Here is a 17016-nt window from a genome sequence, read left to right on the forward strand (position 1 = left end):
GGACGAGAAAGGCCCGGAGCGGCGGCTCCGGGCCTTGGGGCGTTTCACGGCGCGCCGAAGGCCGCCTGCAGCAGGACGCGGCCCGCCGGTATCGTCACTCGGCCGAGGCGGTCTTGCCGGTCACGCTCCGGTAGATCTTGGAGAGGAACGAGCTCTTCTCCTCGCGGGGCTCGACGCCGCCCTTGGCCAGGAGCGCGTGGGCGTCCTTGTACCAGGGGCTGTCGGGGAAGTTGTGGCCCAGCACGGCCGCGGAGTTCTGCGCCTCCTGGGTGATGCCGAGCGCCCAGTACGCCTCGGTCAGGCGCTCGAGCGCCTCTTCCGCGTGGCGGGTGGTCTGGTACTTGGCGACCACGTCGCGGAAGCGGTTGATCGCGGCCGGGAAGTTGCGCCGCTCGAGATAGAAGCGGCCCACCTCCATCTCCTTGCCGGCGAGCTGATCCCGGGTGATCTGGATCTTGGACCGCGCGTCGGTGGCGTATTCGGAGGTCGGATACTTCTGGACCAGCTCCTGCAGGGCGACGAGCGCCTTCTCGGACCGGTCCTGATCGCGGGTCACGTCCGGGATCTGCTTATAGTTCGACATCGCCATCAGGTACTGCGCGTAGGCGGCGTCCTTGCTGGCCGGGTGGCGCTGCAGGTACCGCTTCGCGGCGCTGATCGCGTCGTCGTACTTCTGGCCCTCGTAATTCGCGTAGGCGGTCATCAGCAGCGCCTTCCGGGACCATTCGGAATACTGGTACTGCTTGTCGAGGTTGTCGAACTTCTTGATCGCCCCCTCGTAGTCGCTGTCCTCCAGCTTGGCCAAGCCCTCGCTGTAGAGCTTGTCCGCCGGGACATCCGGAACGACCTCGGGCTTGTACTTTTCGGCGAAGAGGTTGGTCGGGTCGAAGTCGCAGCCGCCGAGGCCCAGGCCGAGGACGGCCACGAAGGGCGCCACGAAGACCGCCGCCCGGCGATGACGAATGGTGACAGGCATCTGGCGCTCTTTCCCGGGACCGGCGCACGTCCCGCGCCGTCGTGCCATCGCGTGATTGGATCCGGCCCGACCGAGCCGGGCCCGTCGTTCACGGACCGTTAAACCCTGACGTTTGATTCGGGCATGAAAGCGGCAAGGCTGCGGCCGCCCGGATTCGTTGCCGGCTGTGTCCCGCGGGTCACAGGGCTGCGGTCAGAGCTCGCCCGCGAAAGCGGCGATGCCCAGGCCGACGCCGAGCTCGGACAGCACGGTCTCGCGGCGCGAGCCCTGCGCCTCGACGATGGCGTAGTTCGACCGGTCGGCGAACAGGGCGGAGAGCACGCCGACATTCATCCGGTGGCCGCCACAATAGGAGCGGTAGGCGCCCTGGATCGGCAGGCCGGCCAGCGCGAGGTCGCCGACCGCATCGAGGATCTTGTGGCGGACGAACTCGTCCGGGAAGCGCAGGCCCTCGGGGTTGACCACGGCGGTCTCGCCGACCGCGACGGTGTTCTCGAGCGAGGCGCCCAGCGCGAAGCCGGCCTTCCAGTAGCGCTCCACGTCCTTCATCATCCCGAAGGTGCGGGCGCCGGCGATCTCCCGGCGGTAGGTGGCGGGCGAGAGGTCCATCGCCTTGCGCGAGCGGCCGATCACCGGGCTGTCGAAATCGATCTCCACGTCGAGGCGGAAGCCCCGGTCGATCGGGCGCAGCTCCGCGAAGGCGCGGCCGGTCTCGATGCGGACGTGACGCAGGACCTTGAGCCAGCGGCGCGGCGTGTTGCAGGTCGCGATCCCGACCGTGTCGATGGCCTGAACGAATTGGAGGGCGGACCCGTCGAGGATCGGCATCTCCGGCCCGTCGATCTCGACCAGGGCGTTGTCGATGCCCAGTCCGTAGAGGGCCGACATCAGATGCTCGATGGTGGCGACGGCACCGGTCTCGACGTCACCGATGACGGTGCAGAGTTCGGTGGCGGAGACGAGGGCGTGGTGGGCCTTGATCAGGCGGTCGTTGCCGTGGGTGGTGCTGGTGCGGAGAAACGCGATGCCGTGATTGGCCGGAGCGGGGCGGATCGTGATCTCGGCCGGGTTCCCGGAATGGACCCCTACGCCTGAGAGCGTCACCGGACCCTTCAGGGTCGTCTGTTTATGCGTTCGCATTCATTAGCCCCCGGCCGCGATCAGGTCCCGCCATCCCGACCCGGGATGGTGAGGAAACTGTCCGATCCGTCCGCTGCTTGAAGCCCCTATCCGCGCTATCAGGTTGTGTCCTGCAACGCGTCTCATTGGTCTGCGAGTGTCTATAGCTGCACCGCACAGGGCAGCCAAATCACGGATTCTTACGCTCTGTTACAGACACGCTTGCCGTTTGGAGCCGCTAAAAACCTGATGGCACAAAGGTTTAAAGCTTGGTTAATGCGTGGCTAACCGACGGCCATTCTGTGGCTCCGATGCATCACGCGCCTGGGGATAGCGTCACAAACGTTAACCCCGCTGTGACCGCAATCCTGTCTTCCCGCAACTAAGAGTTGCTTCGTTGCAGCGCAAAGAGCCGGCGGTTTCCCGCCGGCTCCCGCTTCTGGCCCCGGGTCTTGCGCCGTTCAGTTCGCCTGGCGGCGGAGGAAGGCCGGGATCTCGAGCTGGTCGTCGTCCATCATCCGCGACTGCGGCGCGACGCGGCCCTGGGCATCGAGGCTCCCCTGGGCCGGCCGGTATTGCGGCGCCGCCGGAAGCGGAGCGCGCGGGGCCGGCGGCACGTGAGGCTGAGCCAGGTGGGGCTGAGCCACGTTCGGCTGGGCGGCGTGCGGCTGCGGCGCGACCGGGGCCGCGGCCCGCGGGGCAGGCACGCCCTCCATCTCGTCGCGCCGGCCGCCGAAGCCGACGGTGGCGAGGCGACGCAGCAGCGAGGTCCGCTTGGACTCCGGCGCCGCTTCCTCAGCGGCCCGGTTCGCCAGGATCTGGTTCTGGGCGATCGGCGGCAGCTCGTGGATCTGCGGCATGCGCGGGGCGCGGGCGAGCGGCGCGGCCGCGGGGGCGGCCGGACGCGGCGGCACGAACGGGCCGGCCTGGAACTGCGGCGCCGGCTCGGCCTGCTGCGGGGCGGGGGCCGGGACGAACGGCGCGGCGGCGCGCGGCTGGGCCGGGGCGAGGACGACCTCGTCACGGGCGACCGGGGCCGGGGCGTCGAACCGGGTCTCGGTCCGCGCCTCGGGGGCCGGCTGCGGGGCGGCCGGCGCCGGGTTCTGCGCGGGGGCCTGGGCGACCGAGTCCGTGCGGATGCTCGGGACCGGCGAGGAGGCGCGGGCCCGGGCCTCGGCCCGCAGGCGCTCGGCCACCTCGGCGATGCGCTGCTCGGTCTCGGCGATGGCCGGGTTGTTGGTCGAGTTGGCGGAGATCAGCAGCGGCTCGATGCCGGTGGCGACGACCGACACGCGGATGATGCCGTCGAGGCTCTCGTCGAAGGTGGCGCCCAGGATGATGTTGGCGTCCTGATCGACCTCCTCGCGGATGCGGGTGGCGGCCTCGTCGAGCTCGTACAGGGTCAGGTCGGAGCCGCCGGTGATCGAGATCAGCAGGCCGCGGGCGCCCTTCATGGAGACGTCGTCGAGGAGCGGGTTGGCGATGGCCGCCTCGGCGGCGCGGTTGGCGCGCTTCTCGCCGGACGCCTCACCGGTGCCCATCATGGCCTTGCCCATGCCGCGCATGATCGCCCGGACGTCGGCGAAGTCGAGGTTGATCAGGCCTTCCTTGACCATCAGGTCGGTGATGCAGGCGACGCCGGAATAGAGCACCTGGTCGGCCATCGCGAAGGCGTCGGCGAAGGTGGTCTTCTCGTTGGCGACCCGGAACAGGTTCTGGTTCGGGATCACGATCAGGGTGTCGACCGCGGCCTGCAGCTCCTGGATGCCGGACTCGGCGGTGCGCATGCGGCGCACGCCCTCGAACTGGAACGGCTTGGTCACGACGCCGACCGTGAGGATGCCCATGTCGCGGGCGGTGCGGGCGATGACCGGCGCGGCGCCGGTGCCGGTGCCGCCGCCCATGCCGGCGGTGATGAAGCACATATGGGCGCCCGAGAGCTGGTCCCGGATCTCGTCGATCACCTCGTCGGCGGCGGCGGAGCCGACCTCCGGGTGGGAGCCGGCGCCGAGGCCCTGGGTGACGCCCAGGCCCATCTGGATCACCCGCTCCGCCTTCGAGGAGGTGAGCGCCTGCGCATCGGTGTTGGCGACCACGAACTCGCAGCCGAGCAGGCCCGACTCGATCATGTTGTTGACTGCGTTGCCGCCTGCGCCGCCGACACCGAAGACGGTGATGCGGGGCTTGAGTTCCCGGATGTCCGGCGCCTGGAGGGTAATGGCCATGGTGTCGAGCCTCTCGCTTACTCTGCTTTCCGTGCGGCGCTGCGGCGCCGATATTTTTTCGATCCCCCGCCGAACAGGACGGGGGTGAAACCTAGAAGCTGTCCCGGATCCAGCGCCCGACCCGGCTGATGTACCGGTCCGATCCCGTGGCCGCGAAGGCGCCGTGGCCCCGCGGCTCGAAGTGCTCGGCATGCGCCACCTGCGGGTAGACCAGCAGGCCGACGGCGGCCGAGAAGGCCGGACCCTTGGCCGCCTCGGGCAGGCCGCGGATCCCGAGCGGCCGGCCGATCCGGACCTGGCCCTGGAGGACCCGCCGGGCGACCTCCGGTAGGCCGACGAGCTGGCTGGCGCCGCCCGTGAGCACCACCCGCCGCCCGGCCTGGGCGGCGAAGCCGGCGTCGCGCAGCCGGTCGCGCACCAGCTCGACCACCTCCTCGACCCGCGGCTTGATGATCCGCACCAGCTGCGAGCGCGGGATGTGGGCCGGGGCCTCGCCCTCGTCCTCGCCGACCCCGTGCACGGCGATCATGTCGCGATCGTCGGAGGGGGTGGAGAGGGCCGAGCCGTAGAGGGTCTTCAGCCGCTCGGCCGCGGCCATGCGGGTGGAGAGGCCCCGGGCGATGTCCATGGTGACGTGGTGGCCGCCGACCGCCACCGCGTCCACGTGGACGAGGTGGCCGCCCGAGAACACCCCGACGCTGGTCGTGCCGCCGCCCATGTCGACGACGCACACGCCCATCTCGGCCTCGTCGTCCACCAGGGCCGAGAGCCCGGCGGCGTAGGGCGTGGCGATGACCGCCTCGACCCCGAGATGGCAATGCTCGACCGCCAGCATGACGTTGCGGGCGGCGGCGAGCTCGCTGGTGACGACGTGCAGGTCGACCCCCAGCGCCTCGCCGATCATGCCCGACGGGTCGATGACCGCGCCCTGCCCGTCCAGCGCGTAGCCGGTGGGCAGCGCGTGCAGGACGGCCCGGCCGGGGCTGACGCCGTGGGCGCTCGCCGTCTCCAGCACACGCTCGACATCGCTGCCGGTGACGGTGCCCGACCGGACGTTCACCCGGGCCTGGAAATGCTGCGAGGCGAGCCGGCCGCCGGACATGTTGACGATGACCGACTGGACCTCGACCTTCGCCATCCGCTCGGCGGCGTGCACCGCCTGGCGGATCGCGCCCTCGGCGGCGGCGAGGTCGACGATCGCCCCGCCCTTCAGCCCCAGGGAGCGCTGATGGCCGATGCCGATGATGCGGGCGAGGTGCGTCCGGCCGCGCAGGGTCGAGAGCGCTTCGGCCGGCTGCAGCTCGGCGATGAGGCAGACGACCTTGCTGGTGCCGATGTCGAGCACCGAGAGGGTGGTCGAGCGCCGGGCGGAGAGCGGCTTCAGTCGCGGCGTGAGGCCGTGTTGGCTGTGCATTGACGCTACCGGACGCAGAAGGCGGGACGGGCGGAGATCGACAGGAAGGGCATCAGCTGGCCGCGCCCTTCTTCTTCGCCTTCTGGGCTTCCGCGCGGGCGGCGGCGGCCTCCTCGGTCAGGCGCACCACGAGGCGGTCGGGCATGCGCAGATCCACCGCGATGATGTCCTTCTCGAGCAGGCCGGCCTCGCGCTCGAACCGGACGAGGCGCGCGAGCGCCGCGGCCGGGTCGATCTCGGGCAGCCGCACGTCGACACCGTCGAGCTTGAGCGTCCAGCGCCGGCCCGAGACGTAGGTCCCGGCCTTGATCCGCTCGGAGAGCGGGCCGGCGGCGGCGATCAGGGCGAGATATTCCGGAAGCTTGTTGTTGGCGTCGTCGCCGACGACCAGGGGCAGACTGGCGTAGCGGTCGTCCCGCATGGCGTCGATCACGGTGCCGTCGGCGGCGATCACGTTGATCTCGCCGTTCTTCTGCCAGAGGGCGGCGGGCTCGCGCTCGACCTGGGTGATCGCGATCTCGTTGGGGTAGATCTTCCGGACCGAAGCCTGGGCGATCAGGGGCACGCGCAGAAGCTTCTCGCGCACCGCGACGACATCCAGGAAGGGAACCGAGGAGCGCCAGTCGATGCCGGCGGCGGCCAGCACCTCACGCTCGTACATCCTCGAGATGCCCGAGATGGTCACGCGCTCGACGCCGAAGCCGAGGACGCGCGCCGCGATATCGAGGGGCTGGCCCTGCTCGGCCACGAAGGACTCGTAGCGCCCGCTCGCCACGAAGCCGGCGAGCGCCACAGCGGCGAAAGAGAGGGAGACGCCGACGGCGCCGACGCCCCGCGGCAGGCGCTCGGTCAGCTGCTGGCCCTTGCGGGACCGGCGCACCGAGAGGGAGCGGGAGGGGACGCGTCCGGTCAGCCGATCCAGCGCGGCGCCGACGAGGCGCGCGGGAAGGCCATGACCGGCAGCGTCACCGCCGCTCAGCGATTCAGAGAAGCGTCCTCCACCATCCATCGGACGAGCTCACCGAAACCAAGGCCCGCATGGGCCGCCATCTCCGGCACAAGGCTCGTCTGGGTCATGCCGGGTTGCGTGTTGACCTCCAGAACCACGAGCAGACCGGTTCCACCCGGTGTGTCGTCGTAGCGAAGGTCGGCACGGCTGACGCCCCGGCAGCCCAGTGCTTGATGCGCCGTTAACGACAACTCTTGGACACGCTGGTAAACATTTGGTTTAAGTTCGGCCGGCAGCACGTGTACCGAGCCGCCCGGGGCGTACTTCGCGTCGTAGTCGTACCAGTCCCCCGTGGCGGCCTTCACCTCGATCACCCCGAGGGCCTTGTCGCCCATCACCCCGCAGGTGAGTTCGCGACCGGCTATGTAAGGTTCTGCAAGGACTTGCTCCCCGAAGGTCCATTCCTCGGAGGCGAGGATCTGGGGCGGGTGCGTCCGGCCGTCGCGCACGATGATGACGCCCATCGAGGAGCCTTCGGCGATCGGCTTGACCACGTAGGGCGGCGGCAGCGGGTGGTTTTTTGCGGCCTCGAAGCGGTTAACGATCCGGCCCTCCGGGACGTCGACGCCGGCGGCGCGCATCACGGTCTTCGCCCGCTCCTTGTTCATGGCGAGCGCCGAGGCGAGCACGCCCGAATGGGTGTAGGGAATCTTCAGGATCTCCAGGAGCCCCTGGATCGTGCCGTCCTCTCCGTCCGGGCCGTGCAGCGCGTTGAAGGCGACGTCCGGCCGCAAGGCGGTGAGCACCGAGGCGATGTCGGGGCCGACATCGACCCGGGTGACCCGGAACCCCTCCCCTTCGAGGGCCGCCGCGCAGGCCGCGCCGGAGCTGAGCGAGACCTCGCGCTCGGCGGAGGAGCCGCCCAGGAGGACGGCGACGTGCTTGGACATGGTGGGCTCCGGGGAAAGCTGGGTCGGGGATCGGATCACGCTTGGCCAACCATGCCATGGATCGCGGCGTAGACCGCTGCCGCCGCGTCGGGATGCAGGGCACCGAGGCGGCGGAGGATCCGGTTGGGTTCGATGCAGGCGATCTTCAGCGGGCGTACCACGGAGGCGACGCCCAGGCCGGCCGCGTCGAGATCCGCGATCGCGATGTCGCCGGCCAAGCGGGTGTTGCGGGCGCTGGTGATCATCGCGATCCACACATAGCCGGCCTCTGCGGCCGCGGTTCCGGACACGACGAGGGCGGGACGCCGCTTCTCGGCCAGCCGGTCCGAATAGGGGAACGGCACGACCACGATGGTGCCGGCCGGAACAGGCGAGGCATCAGAGGTCGGCATAATCTTCGTCGTCTATGGGGCCGCCCCATTCCGTGAACGCCACGAACGGATCCTCCCCTTCCGGCGGAGCCTTGTCGATCTGGATGCCCTCCGGCGTGATCCGGTAGCGCAGACGATCGCCCGGGCCGATCGCGAGACGCTCGCGCACCTCCGCGGGCAGCACCGTCTGGCTCTTGACGGAGATCTTCGAGTAGGCGGTGCGGGCGCGTTTTTCGGGCATGGCCGATACGCCTCCGGCTCGACTTACATCTTACCGGCTTACCATCGTCGAATCCACGCCGATCCGCCGGATCTCCCAGCGCAGCGCGACGCCGCTGGTCTCCCGCACCCGGCGCCGGACCTCCTCGCCCAGCCCCTCGATGTCGGCGGCGGTGGCGCCGCCAGTGTTGATCAGGAAGTTGCAGTGCATCGGCGAGACCTGGGCGCCGCCCCGGGTCAGGCCCCGGCAGCCGGCGGCGTCGATCAGCTGCCAGGCCTTGCCGCCGTCCGGGTTCGCGAAGGTCGAGCCGCCGGTGCGCTCGCGGATCGGCTGCGCGGCCTCCCGGGCCGCGGTCACGCGCTCCATCTCAGCCTCGATGGCGGTGCGGTCGCCGGGCTTTCCGCGGAACAGGGCGCGGGTGAAGATCACGTCCTCGGGCGCATCAGAATGCCGATAGGAGAAGCCCATCGCGGCATGGCTGAAGCGGCGCGACGCGCCCGTCCGGTCGATGCCGTAGGCCTCGACCAGCACGTCGGTGGTCTCGCCGCCATGGGCGCCGGCGTTCATCCGCAGGGCGCCGCCGATCGAGCCGGGGATGCCGCGGTAGAAGGCGAGCCCGTCGAGCCCGGCCTCGGCCGCCGCCTTGGCGAGGCGCATATCCGGCACGGCGGTGCCGACCTGCAGGGTGTCGCCCTCGACCGCGATGCTGCCGAACGCCTTGCCGCCGAGGCGGATGACCACGCCCGGCACCCCGCCGTCGCGGACGATCAGGTTCGAGCCGAGGCCGATCACCGTGACCGGCACCTCGGGCTCCAGGGCGGCGAGCAGGCGGGCGAGATCCTCCTCGTCGGCCGGGGTGAACAGAACCTCGGCCGGGCCGCCGACCCGGAACCAGGTGAGGTCGGCCAGCGGCTGGTCGGCGAGCAGGCGCCCGCGCAGGTCCGGCGCGGCGGCGCGGATACGGTCGTGGAGCGATGCGGTCATGGTGTGATCTCCCCTCTCCCCGCCTGCGGGGAGAGGGATGCGACGACCCCGTCGTCGCATCGAGGCGGCAGCCGAGGGTGAGGGGGCGGCTCCGGCAAAGGCTCGTCCGGAGCCGCCCCCTCACCTTCGCCCTTCGGGCTTGCCGCGCCGACGGCGAGGTCGTCGCGGCCCTCTCCCCGCGTGCGGGGAGAGGGGGGAAGCGCGGCCAGGATCGTGTCCAGAACCGCTACGATATCGTCCGCAATCTCGGGGTTCCAGAAGCGGAGGACGCGGTAGCCCCGCGCGACCAGCCATGCGTCCCGGACGCGATCGCGCGCATTGTCCGCATGCTGGCTGCCATCGATCTCGACGATCAGACGTGCCTCGCGACAGCAGAAATCCGCGACGTAGCGTCCGATCGATTCCTGACGCACGAACTTGAAGCCGCCGAGGCGTCGGTCGCGCAGCCGGTTCCAGAGACGGCGCTCCGCCTCTGTTTGGGACTGCCGCAGACGCCGACGGAACCGGGTACGTTCCGTCTCGGCCGCTCGCATCCCGCTCACTTCCCCCGCGCGGCGAGTTCGCCCGGCAGCGCGTAGGCCCATTGGGTGATCGTGCCGGCGCCCAGGCACACGACGTAGTCGCTGGGCTTGGCGAGCTCGGCGATGATCCCGGCCAGCTCCTCCGGCCGGTCGAGGGGACGGGCGTCGCGGTGGCCGCGGGAGCGCAGGCCGGAGACCAGGGCGTCGCGGTCGACCCCTTCGATCGGGGCCTCGCCCGCCGTGTAGACCGGGGCGACGATCACGGTGTCGGCGTCGTTGAAGCAGGTGCAGAAATCGTCGAACAGCGAGGCGAGACGGGTGTAGCGGTGCGGCTGGACCACCGCGATGACGTTGCCGTCGGTCGAGGCGCGGGCGGCCTTGAGCACCGCCTTGATCTCCACCGGATGGTGTCCGTAATCGTCGAAGATCGTCGCCCCGTTCCACTCGCCGGTGCGGGTGAAGCGGCGCTTGACGCCACCGAAGCCCGCGAGGGCCCGGCGGATCGCGTCGTGCGAGACGCCGAGCTCGTTGGCGACGGCCAGCGCCGCGGTGGCGTTGAGCGCGTTGTGCTTGCCCGGCATCGGCAGGACCAGATCTTCCATCTCCATGCGGAAGCCCGGGCGCCGGTCGCGGATCATGACGCGGAAGCGGCTCTGCCCGCCCTTCAGGTCCACGTCGAGCAGGCGCACGTCGGCCTGGGGATTCTCGCCGTAGGTGATGATCCGGCGGTCCTCGATATGGCCGACCATGTCCTGCACCACCGGGTGGTCGGTGCACATCACCGCGAAGCCGTAGAACGGGATGTTGTCGATGAAGCGCCGGAACGCGTCCTTCACCGCATCGAACGAGCCGAAATGGTCGAGATGCTCGGGGTCGATGTTGGTGACGATGGCGACGTCGGCGGGCAGCTTGAGGAAGGTGCCGTCGGATTCGTCGGCCTCCACCACCATCCAGTCGCCCTCGCCCATCCGGGCGTTGGTGCCGTAGGCGTTGATGATGCCGCCATTGATCACGGTCGGGTCGAGGTTGCCGGCATCGAGCAGCGTGGCGACCAGCGAGGTCGTGGTGGTCTTGCCGTGGGTGCCCGCGATGGCGACGCAGGACTTGAAGCGCATCAGCTCGGCCAGCATCTCGGCGCGCCGGACCACGGGCAGCCGGCGCTCGCGGGCGGCCTGGAGTTCCGGGTTGTCCCGCCGGATTGCGGTCGAGACCACCACCAGGGCGGCCGCGTCGACGTTCTCGGCCTGATGGCCGACGAAGGTGCGGATCCCCTTCTCGGCGAGCCGGCGGACATTGGCGTTGTCCGAGGCGTCGGAGCCCTGGACCGTGTAGCCGAGGTTGTTCATCACCTCGGCGATGCCGGACATGCCGATGCCGCCGATGCCGATGAAGTGGATGGGTCCGAGCTTGTCGGGCAGCTTCATCTGTCGTCGTACCTTTCGTAACGTCATGGTTTCGAAAGGTCCGTGACCTTTCGCGGGTGCGGGCGGGGCCCGCCGGTCTCAGGGGCTGCGCCCCGACACCCCGCCAAAGGGCTCTGCCCTTTGGAAACCCCCTTGCTACAAGCGGCGGGCCGTCTCGATGACGACCTCGGCCAGCCGCTCGGCGGCATCGTGAATGCCTGCGCTTCTGGCCGCATCGGCCGCCGCGGTCAATTTTGCCGGCGTCGCGAAGCACGCGACCAGCTCGGCGGCGAGGCGATCCGGGGTGAAGGCGGTCTGCTTCAGGGCGAGCGCCGCGCCGATCGCGTCGAGGGTCGCGGCGTTGGCGGCCTGGTCCTGGTCGAGGGCGCCGGGCAGCGGCACCAGGATCGAGGGCCGGCCGATCGCTGCGAGTTCCGACACCGTCGAGGCGCCCGAGCGCGAGACCACCAGGTGGCTGGCGGCCATGCGGGCGGGCAGGTCCTTGAAGAACGGCGCCGCCTCGATCCCGGCGAGGCCCATGGCGAGGTAGCGGTTCTGCACCGCCGTCAGGTCCTCGGGCCGGACCTGCTGGACGAGGTGCAGGCGGGCTCTCAGGTCGGCGGGCAGGCGCTCGATCGCCTCGGGCACGACCTCGCCCATGACCCGGGCGCCCTGGCTGCCGCCGAACACCAGGAGCCGCAGGGCATCGCCGGGGCCGAAGGCGGGATACGGGATCCCGGCCGCCTCGATCACCGCGGGGCGAAGCGGGTTGCCGGTGTGGATCCGCGGAGCACGCGCCTTGTCGGGCACGCCGCGGACGTCCTTGAAGCCGGTGGCGATGGTCCGGGCACCCCGCGCCAGGAAGGCGTTGGCCCGGCCCATCACGGCGTTCTGCTCGTGCAGCACCGTCGGCACCCGCAGGATCTGGCCGGCGAGCACCGGCGGCACGGTCGGGTAGCCGCCGAAGCCGACGATCGCGGCCGGGTTGATCCGGCGGATCTCCTTGGCGGCGACGCCGAAGCCGCGGCCCAGCGTGAGCACGGCGGCGGCCCGCTTCAGCGGCGAACGGCCCGACGGCGTGGCCGAGGCGATCGTGACCACCTCGGAGGCCGGGAACTCGCCCGAGATCGCGTCGACCCGGGCGTCGGTGGCGAGGGCCACCCGGATGCCCCGGGCGCGCAGGGCGTGGGCGAGGCTCTCGGCCGGGAACAGGTGCCCGCCGGTGCCGCCGGCACAGAGCAGGATCGTGGGGGTGAAGACGGTCACCGCATCACTCCGGCGACGGTGGCCGACGCGGTGCCGGGGGGCTTCTGGCTGAGCAGGACGGTGCGCGGGCGCTTGCGTGTCAGGGCGACCAGGAAGCCGGTGCCCAGCGCCAGGGAGATCATCGACGAGCCGCCGAAGGAGACGAACGGCAGGGTCATGCCCTTGGCCGGCATCAGCTGCGTGTTCACCGCCATGTTGATGCAGGCCTGCAATCCGAACAGGGTGGTCAGGCCGGTGATCGCCAGGCGCGAGAAGGTGTCGTCGGTGCGCCGCGCCAGCTTGAGGCCGCGCAGCACGATGAAGGCGAACAGGGCCACGAGGCACAGGCAGACGATCACGCCGAACTCCTCGCCGGTGACGGAGAAGATGAAGTCGGTATGTGCGTCCGGAAGGTGCCGCTTGGCCACCCCCTCCCCCGGGCCGGTGCCGAACCAGCCGCCGGAGCGGAACGATTCCCGCGACCAGAAATCCTGGAAGCCGCCGCCGGAATCGCGGTCGAGGAACTTGTTGAAGCGCTCGCGGACGTGGTGGAAGAACAGGTAGGCCGCGAACACGCCGCCGAGCCCGAGCATGCCGAGCAGCGCCACCCAGATCAGGTGCAGGCCGGCGACGAAGAACAGCGCGCACCACACCATGGTGATCAGCATGGTCTGGCCGAAATCCGGCTGGAGCAGCAGCGGCACGATGGTGACCGGCAGGAGCAGCATCGCCAGGAAGCCGCCCGGCATGTCGCGGCGCTGCGCGCCCTCCGAGAAGGCCCAGGCGGCCACGACCACGAAGGCCGGCTTGACGAATTCCGACGGCTGCAGGCCGATCGGCCCGAACTGGATCCAGCGATGCGCGCCCTTGATCTCCGGGCCGAACTTGCCGGCGAGCAGGCAGAGCGCGACGCCGCAGATCCAGGTGACCAGCGCCAGCCGCCGGACCCCGCGCAGGGACAGGAACGACACCGCGCAGATCAGCAGGATGGTCGGCGCCAGGTAGAGCGCCTGCCGGTTGAGGAAGTAGAAGGTCGGCAGGCCGATGCGCTCGGCGACCGGCGGGCCGCCGCCCATCAGGAAGACCAGGCCGGCCACCATCAGCGCGAACAGCGCTGCGAGCAGCCCGCGGTCCACCGTCCACCACCAGTCGGTGAGGGGTGTGCGTTCCGCGCGTGAGATCATGCCGGGCAACGACTCCAGGCCACACGGAGGCCGGTCCGCGTGGGTCGGGCCGATCCTGTGGGGGAATGGTAAACGGAGCCTTATGGCCGGGAGGCCCAGCGGCGGGCGGCGCTGCCGCTGCCGCGGGGAGCTACCGTATTTGAACGCCCTGTACTGTGGCCGATGTCATCGAATGTTAATCCTCACCACGCAACCTTGAGGTGCATCGCCATCAGGTTCTGGAAGCGGCCCGTCGCGCGCCGCCGCGCCAAGCCCAATCTCCCCACAGCAGAAGTCGGTCCGCCATGTTCGCTGCCCTGAAGGCTCGTGAAACGTCCGCGAAGCTGGCCGCCCTCGACCGCGTGCAGGGGATGATCGAGTTCGATCTCGACGGCCGCATCCTCTCGGCGAATACCAATTTCCTCGACGCGGTCGGCTACACCCTGCCGGAGGTGGTCGGCCAGCACCACAGCCTGTTCGTCGATCCGGATTACCGGGATTCCGCGGAATACCGGGCGTTCTGGGATCGCCTGCGTGCCGGCGGCTTCGAGTCCGGCCAGTTCCGGCGGGTCGGCCGCGGCGGCCGGCCGATCTGGATCGAGGCGTCCTACAATCCGATGCTCGACGCTCGGGGGCGGCCCTACAAGGTGGTGAAGTTCGCCACCGACATCACCCGGCAGCGCACCGAGGAGGCCGACCGCGCCGGCCAGATCGCGGCGATCCACAAGGTCCAGGCGGTGATCGCGTTCGACCTCGATGGGATGGTGATCGAGGCCAACGACAACTTCCTGGCCGCGATGGGCTACGGGCGGGACGAGGTGGTCGGCCGGCACCACAGCCTGTTCGTCGAGCCTGCCTATCGCGACAGCGAAGCCTACCGGGTGTTCTGGGCGGCGCTGCGGAACGGCACCTATCAGGCCGCACAGTTCCGGCGCCTCGGCAAGGACGGGCGCGAGGTCTGGATCCAGGCCTCCTACAACCCGATCCTCGACGCCGCCGGCCGCCCCTACAAGGTGGTGAAATTCGCCACCGACATCACCGAGCAGGTCCGCCTGCTCGCCGATCTCCGGAAGCTGATCGACACCAATTTCGGCGCGATCGAGCACGCGGTCCTGCACTCCACCGATGCCGCCCGGCTGGCCTCCTCGGCGGCGGATTCGACCTCGGGCAACGTTCAGACCGTCGCGGCCGCGGCCGAGGAGCTGGCCGCCTCCGTCGCCGAGATGTCCCAGAGCATCGTGCGCTCCCAGAGTGCCACCGATACCGCCTATGCCTGCGTGCGGGACGCCGACGGCCACACCAAGCGGCTCGCCGACAGCGCGACGGCGATGTCGAGCATCGTCGGCCTGATCCAGAGCATCGCCGGCCAGATCAACCTGCTGGCGCTCAACGCGACCATCGAGGCGGCGCGTGCCGGCGAGGCCGGCCGCGGCTTCGCGGTGGTCGCCTCCGAGGTGAAGGCGCTCGCCGATCAGGCGGCCCGCGCCACCGGGCAGATCAACGGCGAGATCGCGAGCGTGCAGCAGGTCTCGCAGGAGGTGGTCTCGGCGCTCGGCTCGATCGGGACCTCGGTCTCGGTGATGCGCGAGACCGTGGTGACCACCGCGGCGGCGATCGAGGAGCAGAGCGCGGTGACCCGCGACCTCGCCGAGAGCATGCAGAGCGCCGCCGGCGCGGTCACGGCGATCACCGGCAATATCGGGGCGATCGTGCAGGCGGTGGCCGACGTCTCCGAGGCGGTCGGCACCACCCGGGACGCCGCCAAGGTGCTGGCGCGCTGACGGGGGCGCCGTCTCAGGGCAATCGCAGGCTGGACGATGGTCTTCGAAGCTGCGCGATGGCGTGATTGCTCGTCCTTGCGGTGACGCCGGGACCCAGCACGCCGCCATGCCGGGGCCGCGACGCGGAGCCCGGACCCTGGAAACATAGGTCGAGCAGGACCTTGCGCCGTCGGCGGCTCTGGGATGCGGGTCGCGTCTACGGCGTCCTGGAATGTCGGGCAGCGTTCGGGCGTCGCTGACGGCCCTTGGCGCCCCTCAGGGCAGCGCCCGCACCAGCTCCCGGAACCGGTCGCCGCGGATCTCGAAATTGCGGAACTGGTCGTAGGAGGCGCAGGCCGGCGAGAGCAGCACCACCGGCTCCGGGGCGCCCGAAGCGGCGGCGTTCTCGGCGGCCTTGGGGACAGCGACCTCGAGGGTCTCGCAGCGGGTGTAGGGCACGACGCCTTCGAGGGTCGCCGCGAAGGCGTCCGAGGCCGCGCCGATCAGGTAGGCATGGGCGACCCGCTGGAAATACGGCACCAGCGGGAAGATCCCGCCCTCCTTGGCCTTGCCGCCGAGGATCCAGTGGATGTCCCGGAAGGCGGTCAGCGCCTTCTCGGTGGAATCTGCGTTGGTCGCCTTCGAATCGTTGACGAACAGCACGGCGCCGCGCCGTCCGACCTCCTCCATCCGGTGCGGCAGCCCCGGGAACGAGGACAGGCCGGCCTGGATCGCCTCGCCGGTGAGGCCGAGGGCCCGGGCCACCGCCACCGCGACGGCGGCGTTCTGCCAATTGTGCGCCCCGCGCAGCGAGCCGATGCCGTTGACGTCGGCGAGCGCCGTGCCGTCGGGATCGCGGACGATGCCGTCGCGCACCGTCAGGGCGTCGGTGCAGAGGGCGTCGCCGGTGGGCACGTGGACCCGCACGAGGCCGCCCGCGCGCCGCTCGGCGATCGCCCGGCTCGGGCCGTCATCGATGCCGACCACCGCCAGGCCGGCGCCGGCGATCAGGCGCTCCTTGATGGCGGCGTATTGCTCCATGGTGCCGTGGCGGTCGAGATGATCCGGCGTGATGTTCATCAGCACGCCGATCGTGGGGTCGAGGCCCGGGGTCAGGTCGATCTGGAACGAGGACATCTCGATCACGTGGACGCGACTCGCATCCGGCGGCTCCAGCGACAGGATGGCGGTGCCGATATTGCCGCCCATCTGCACGTCGCGCCCGGCCTGGGCCAGCACGTGGGCGATCAGCGCCGTGGTGGTCGACTTGCCGTTGGTGCCGGTGATCGCCACGAACGGCGCCTCGGGCGCCCGCGCCCGGCGCTCCCGGCAGAACAGCTCGATATCGCCGATGATCTCGATCCCGGCCTCGCGCGCCAGCCGGACGGTCCAGTGCGGCTCGGGATGGGTCAGGGGCACGCCGGGGCTGAGCACCAGGGCCGCGAAGCCGGACCAGTCGGCCTCGCGCAGATCCTGCGTGCCGATCCCCGCTTCCCGCGCCCGCGCGACGCTGTCGGCATTGTCGTCCCAGGCGATCACCTCGGCACCGCCGGCCTTCAGCGCGTTGGCGGTGGCCAGCCCCGAGCCGCCGAGCCCGAACAGGGCGACCTTCTGGCCCGCGAAGACGGTGACGGGTGTCATGGGAAACTCAATTCAACGTGGCAACATCGCCGATCCCACCCAACCTCCTCATCCTGAGGTGCCCGCGCCAGCGGG

The 17016-nt window shown here is 70.5% G+C and carries 15 protein-coding genes; 1 reads left to right on the forward strand and 14 read right to left on the reverse strand.

All coding sequences use genetic code 11. The annotated features are described in order from the left end of the window. Positions 1-94 precede the first annotated feature (94 nt). The 13 genes from LGR69_RS22315 to LGR69_RS22375 form a co-directional block, all read right to left on the reverse strand. Positions 95-976, reverse strand: a complete 882-nt coding sequence (locus LGR69_RS22315; protein ID WP_230367367.1) for an outer membrane protein assembly factor BamD — start codon at positions 974-976, stop codon at positions 95-97. A 192-nt stretch (positions 977-1168) separates the two neighbouring features. Further along, the gene (gene lpxC, locus LGR69_RS22320) at positions 1169-2116 is read right to left on the reverse strand and encodes a UDP-3-O-acyl-N-acetylglucosamine deacetylase (RefSeq protein WP_007562335.1); all 948 of its coding nucleotides are present in this window, start codon (positions 2114-2116) and stop codon (positions 1169-1171) included. A 440-nt stretch (positions 2117-2556) separates the two neighbouring features. Then, positions 2557-4320 carry a cell division protein FtsZ gene (ftsZ, locus tag LGR69_RS22325; protein ID WP_007562334.1) on the reverse strand — a complete coding sequence of 588 codons (1764 nt, stop codon included), beginning with the start codon at positions 4318-4320 and terminating at the stop codon, positions 2557-2559. A 91-nt stretch (positions 4321-4411) separates the two neighbouring features. Beyond that, positions 4412-5734 (reverse strand): cell division protein FtsA, encoded by a 1323-nt coding sequence (gene ftsA, locus LGR69_RS22330; RefSeq protein WP_007562333.1) that lies wholly within the window; start codon positions 5732-5734, stop codon positions 4412-4414. A 52-nt stretch (positions 5735-5786) separates the two neighbouring features. Next, complete coding sequence (locus LGR69_RS22335) at positions 5787-6743, reverse strand: cell division protein FtsQ/DivIB (RefSeq protein WP_230367368.1); 957 nt, start codon at positions 6741-6743, stop codon at positions 5787-5789. Continuing rightward, the gene (locus LGR69_RS22340) at positions 6710-7633 is read right to left on the reverse strand and encodes a D-alanine--D-alanine ligase (protein ID WP_230367369.1); all 924 of its coding nucleotides are present in this window, start codon (positions 7631-7633) and stop codon (positions 6710-6712) included. The genes LGR69_RS22335 and LGR69_RS22340 overlap by 34 nt, the downstream gene beginning before the upstream one ends. A 35-nt stretch (positions 7634-7668) precedes the next feature. Next, positions 7669-8025: a type II toxin-antitoxin system PemK/MazF family toxin gene (locus LGR69_RS22345; RefSeq protein ID WP_230367370.1), complete on the reverse strand. Its 357-nt coding sequence runs from the start codon at positions 8023-8025 to the stop codon at positions 7669-7671. Beyond that, entirely contained in the window at positions 8012-8245 is a 234-nt protein-coding gene (locus LGR69_RS22350; protein ID WP_050732816.1) for an AbrB/MazE/SpoVT family DNA-binding domain-containing protein, read from the reverse strand. Before LGR69_RS22350 ends, LGR69_RS22345 begins: the two co-directional genes overlap by 14 nt. Before the next feature lie 30 nt (positions 8246-8275). Then, complete coding sequence (gene murB, locus LGR69_RS22355) at positions 8276-9208, reverse strand: UDP-N-acetylmuramate dehydrogenase (protein WP_230367371.1); 933 nt, start codon at positions 9206-9208, stop codon at positions 8276-8278. Further along, positions 9205-9741 carry an endonuclease domain-containing protein gene (locus LGR69_RS22360; protein ID WP_230367372.1) on the reverse strand — a complete coding sequence of 179 codons (537 nt, stop codon included), beginning with the start codon at positions 9739-9741 and terminating at the stop codon, positions 9205-9207. The genes murB and LGR69_RS22360 overlap by 4 nt, the downstream gene beginning before the upstream one ends. 5 nt (positions 9742-9746) lie before the next feature. Beyond that, a complete protein-coding gene (gene murC, locus LGR69_RS22365; RefSeq protein WP_007562325.1) occupies positions 9747-11153 on the reverse strand; it encodes a UDP-N-acetylmuramate--L-alanine ligase in 1407 nt (468 codons plus the stop codon). 135 nt (positions 11154-11288) lie between these two features. Continuing rightward, the gene (gene murG / locus LGR69_RS22370; protein ID WP_230367373.1) at positions 11289-12398 is read right to left on the reverse strand and encodes an undecaprenyldiphospho-muramoylpentapeptide beta-N-acetylglucosaminyltransferase; all 1110 of its coding nucleotides are present in this window, start codon (positions 12396-12398) and stop codon (positions 11289-11291) included. Continuing rightward, positions 12395-13561 (reverse strand): FtsW/RodA/SpoVE family cell cycle protein, encoded by a 1167-nt coding sequence (locus tag LGR69_RS22375; RefSeq protein ID WP_230367374.1) that lies wholly within the window; start codon positions 13559-13561, stop codon positions 12395-12397. The genes murG and LGR69_RS22375 overlap by 4 nt, the downstream gene beginning before the upstream one ends. A 284-nt stretch (positions 13562-13845) precedes the next feature. Here LGR69_RS22375 and LGR69_RS22380 point away from each other — a divergent pair, with 284 nt between their 5' ends. Beyond that, positions 13846-15321, forward strand: a complete 1476-nt coding sequence (locus LGR69_RS22380; RefSeq protein ID WP_091863649.1) for a methyl-accepting chemotaxis protein — start codon at positions 13846-13848, stop codon at positions 15319-15321. Between the two features lie 255 nt (positions 15322-15576). Here LGR69_RS22380 and murD read toward each other — a convergent pair whose 3' ends face one another. After that, positions 15577-16941, reverse strand: a complete 1365-nt coding sequence (gene murD, locus LGR69_RS22385) for a UDP-N-acetylmuramoyl-L-alanine--D-glutamate ligase (protein WP_230367375.1) — start codon at positions 16939-16941, stop codon at positions 15577-15579. Between the last annotated feature and the right edge of the window lie 75 nt (positions 16942-17016).

Origin of the sequence: Methylobacterium brachiatum, from assembly GCF_020523825.1 — a bacterium.
GTDB classification, from domain to species: Bacteria; Pseudomonadota; Alphaproteobacteria; order Rhizobiales; family Beijerinckiaceae; genus Methylobacterium; species Methylobacterium brachiatum.

Excerpts from the sequence above, each read along its gene's own strand:
- LGR69_RS22340 (WP_230367369.1), bottom strand. The coding sequence starts at position 7,633 with ATGTCCAAGCACGTCGCCGTCCTCCTGGGCGGCTCCTCCGCCGAGCGC.
- LGR69_RS22360 (WP_230367372.1), bottom strand. The coding sequence starts at position 9,741 with ATGCGAGCGGCCGAGACGGAACGTACCCGGTTCCGTCGGCGTCTGCGG.
- LGR69_RS22375 (WP_230367374.1), bottom strand. The coding sequence starts at position 13,561 with ATGATCTCACGCGCGGAACGCACACCCCTCACCGACTGGTGGTGGACG.
- ftsA (WP_007562333.1), bottom strand. The coding sequence starts at position 5,734 with ATGCACAGCCAACACGGCCTCACGCCGCGACTGAAGCCGCTCTCCGCC.
- LGR69_RS22350 (WP_050732816.1), bottom strand. The coding sequence starts at position 8,245 with ATGCCCGAAAAACGCGCCCGCACCGCCTACTCGAAGATCTCCGTCAAG.
- LGR69_RS22335 (WP_230367368.1), bottom strand. The coding sequence starts at position 6,743 with ATGGATGGTGGAGGACGCTTCTCTGAATCGCTGAGCGGCGGTGACGCT.
- murB (WP_230367371.1), bottom strand. The coding sequence starts at position 9,208 with ATGACCGCATCGCTCCACGACCGTATCCGCGCCGCCGCGCCGGACCTG.
- LGR69_RS22380 (WP_091863649.1), top strand. The coding sequence starts at position 13,846 with ATGTTCGCTGCCCTGAAGGCTCGTGAAACGTCCGCGAAGCTGGCCGCC.
- murC (WP_007562325.1), bottom strand. The coding sequence starts at position 11,153 with ATGAAGCTGCCCGACAAGCTCGGACCCATCCACTTCATCGGCATCGGC.
- lpxC (WP_007562335.1), bottom strand. The coding sequence starts at position 2,116 with ATGCGAACGCATAAACAGACGACCCTGAAGGGTCCGGTGACGCTCTCA.
- ftsZ (WP_007562334.1), bottom strand. The coding sequence starts at position 4,320 with ATGGCCATTACCCTCCAGGCGCCGGACATCCGGGAACTCAAGCCCCGC.
- LGR69_RS22315 (WP_230367367.1), bottom strand. The coding sequence starts at position 976 with ATGCCTGTCACCATTCGTCATCGCCGGGCGGCGGTCTTCGTGGCGCCC.
- LGR69_RS22345 (WP_230367370.1), bottom strand. The coding sequence starts at position 8,025 with ATGCCGACCTCTGATGCCTCGCCTGTTCCGGCCGGCACCATCGTGGTC.
- murD (WP_230367375.1), bottom strand. The coding sequence starts at position 16,941 with ATGACACCCGTCACCGTCTTCGCGGGCCAGAAGGTCGCCCTGTTCGGG.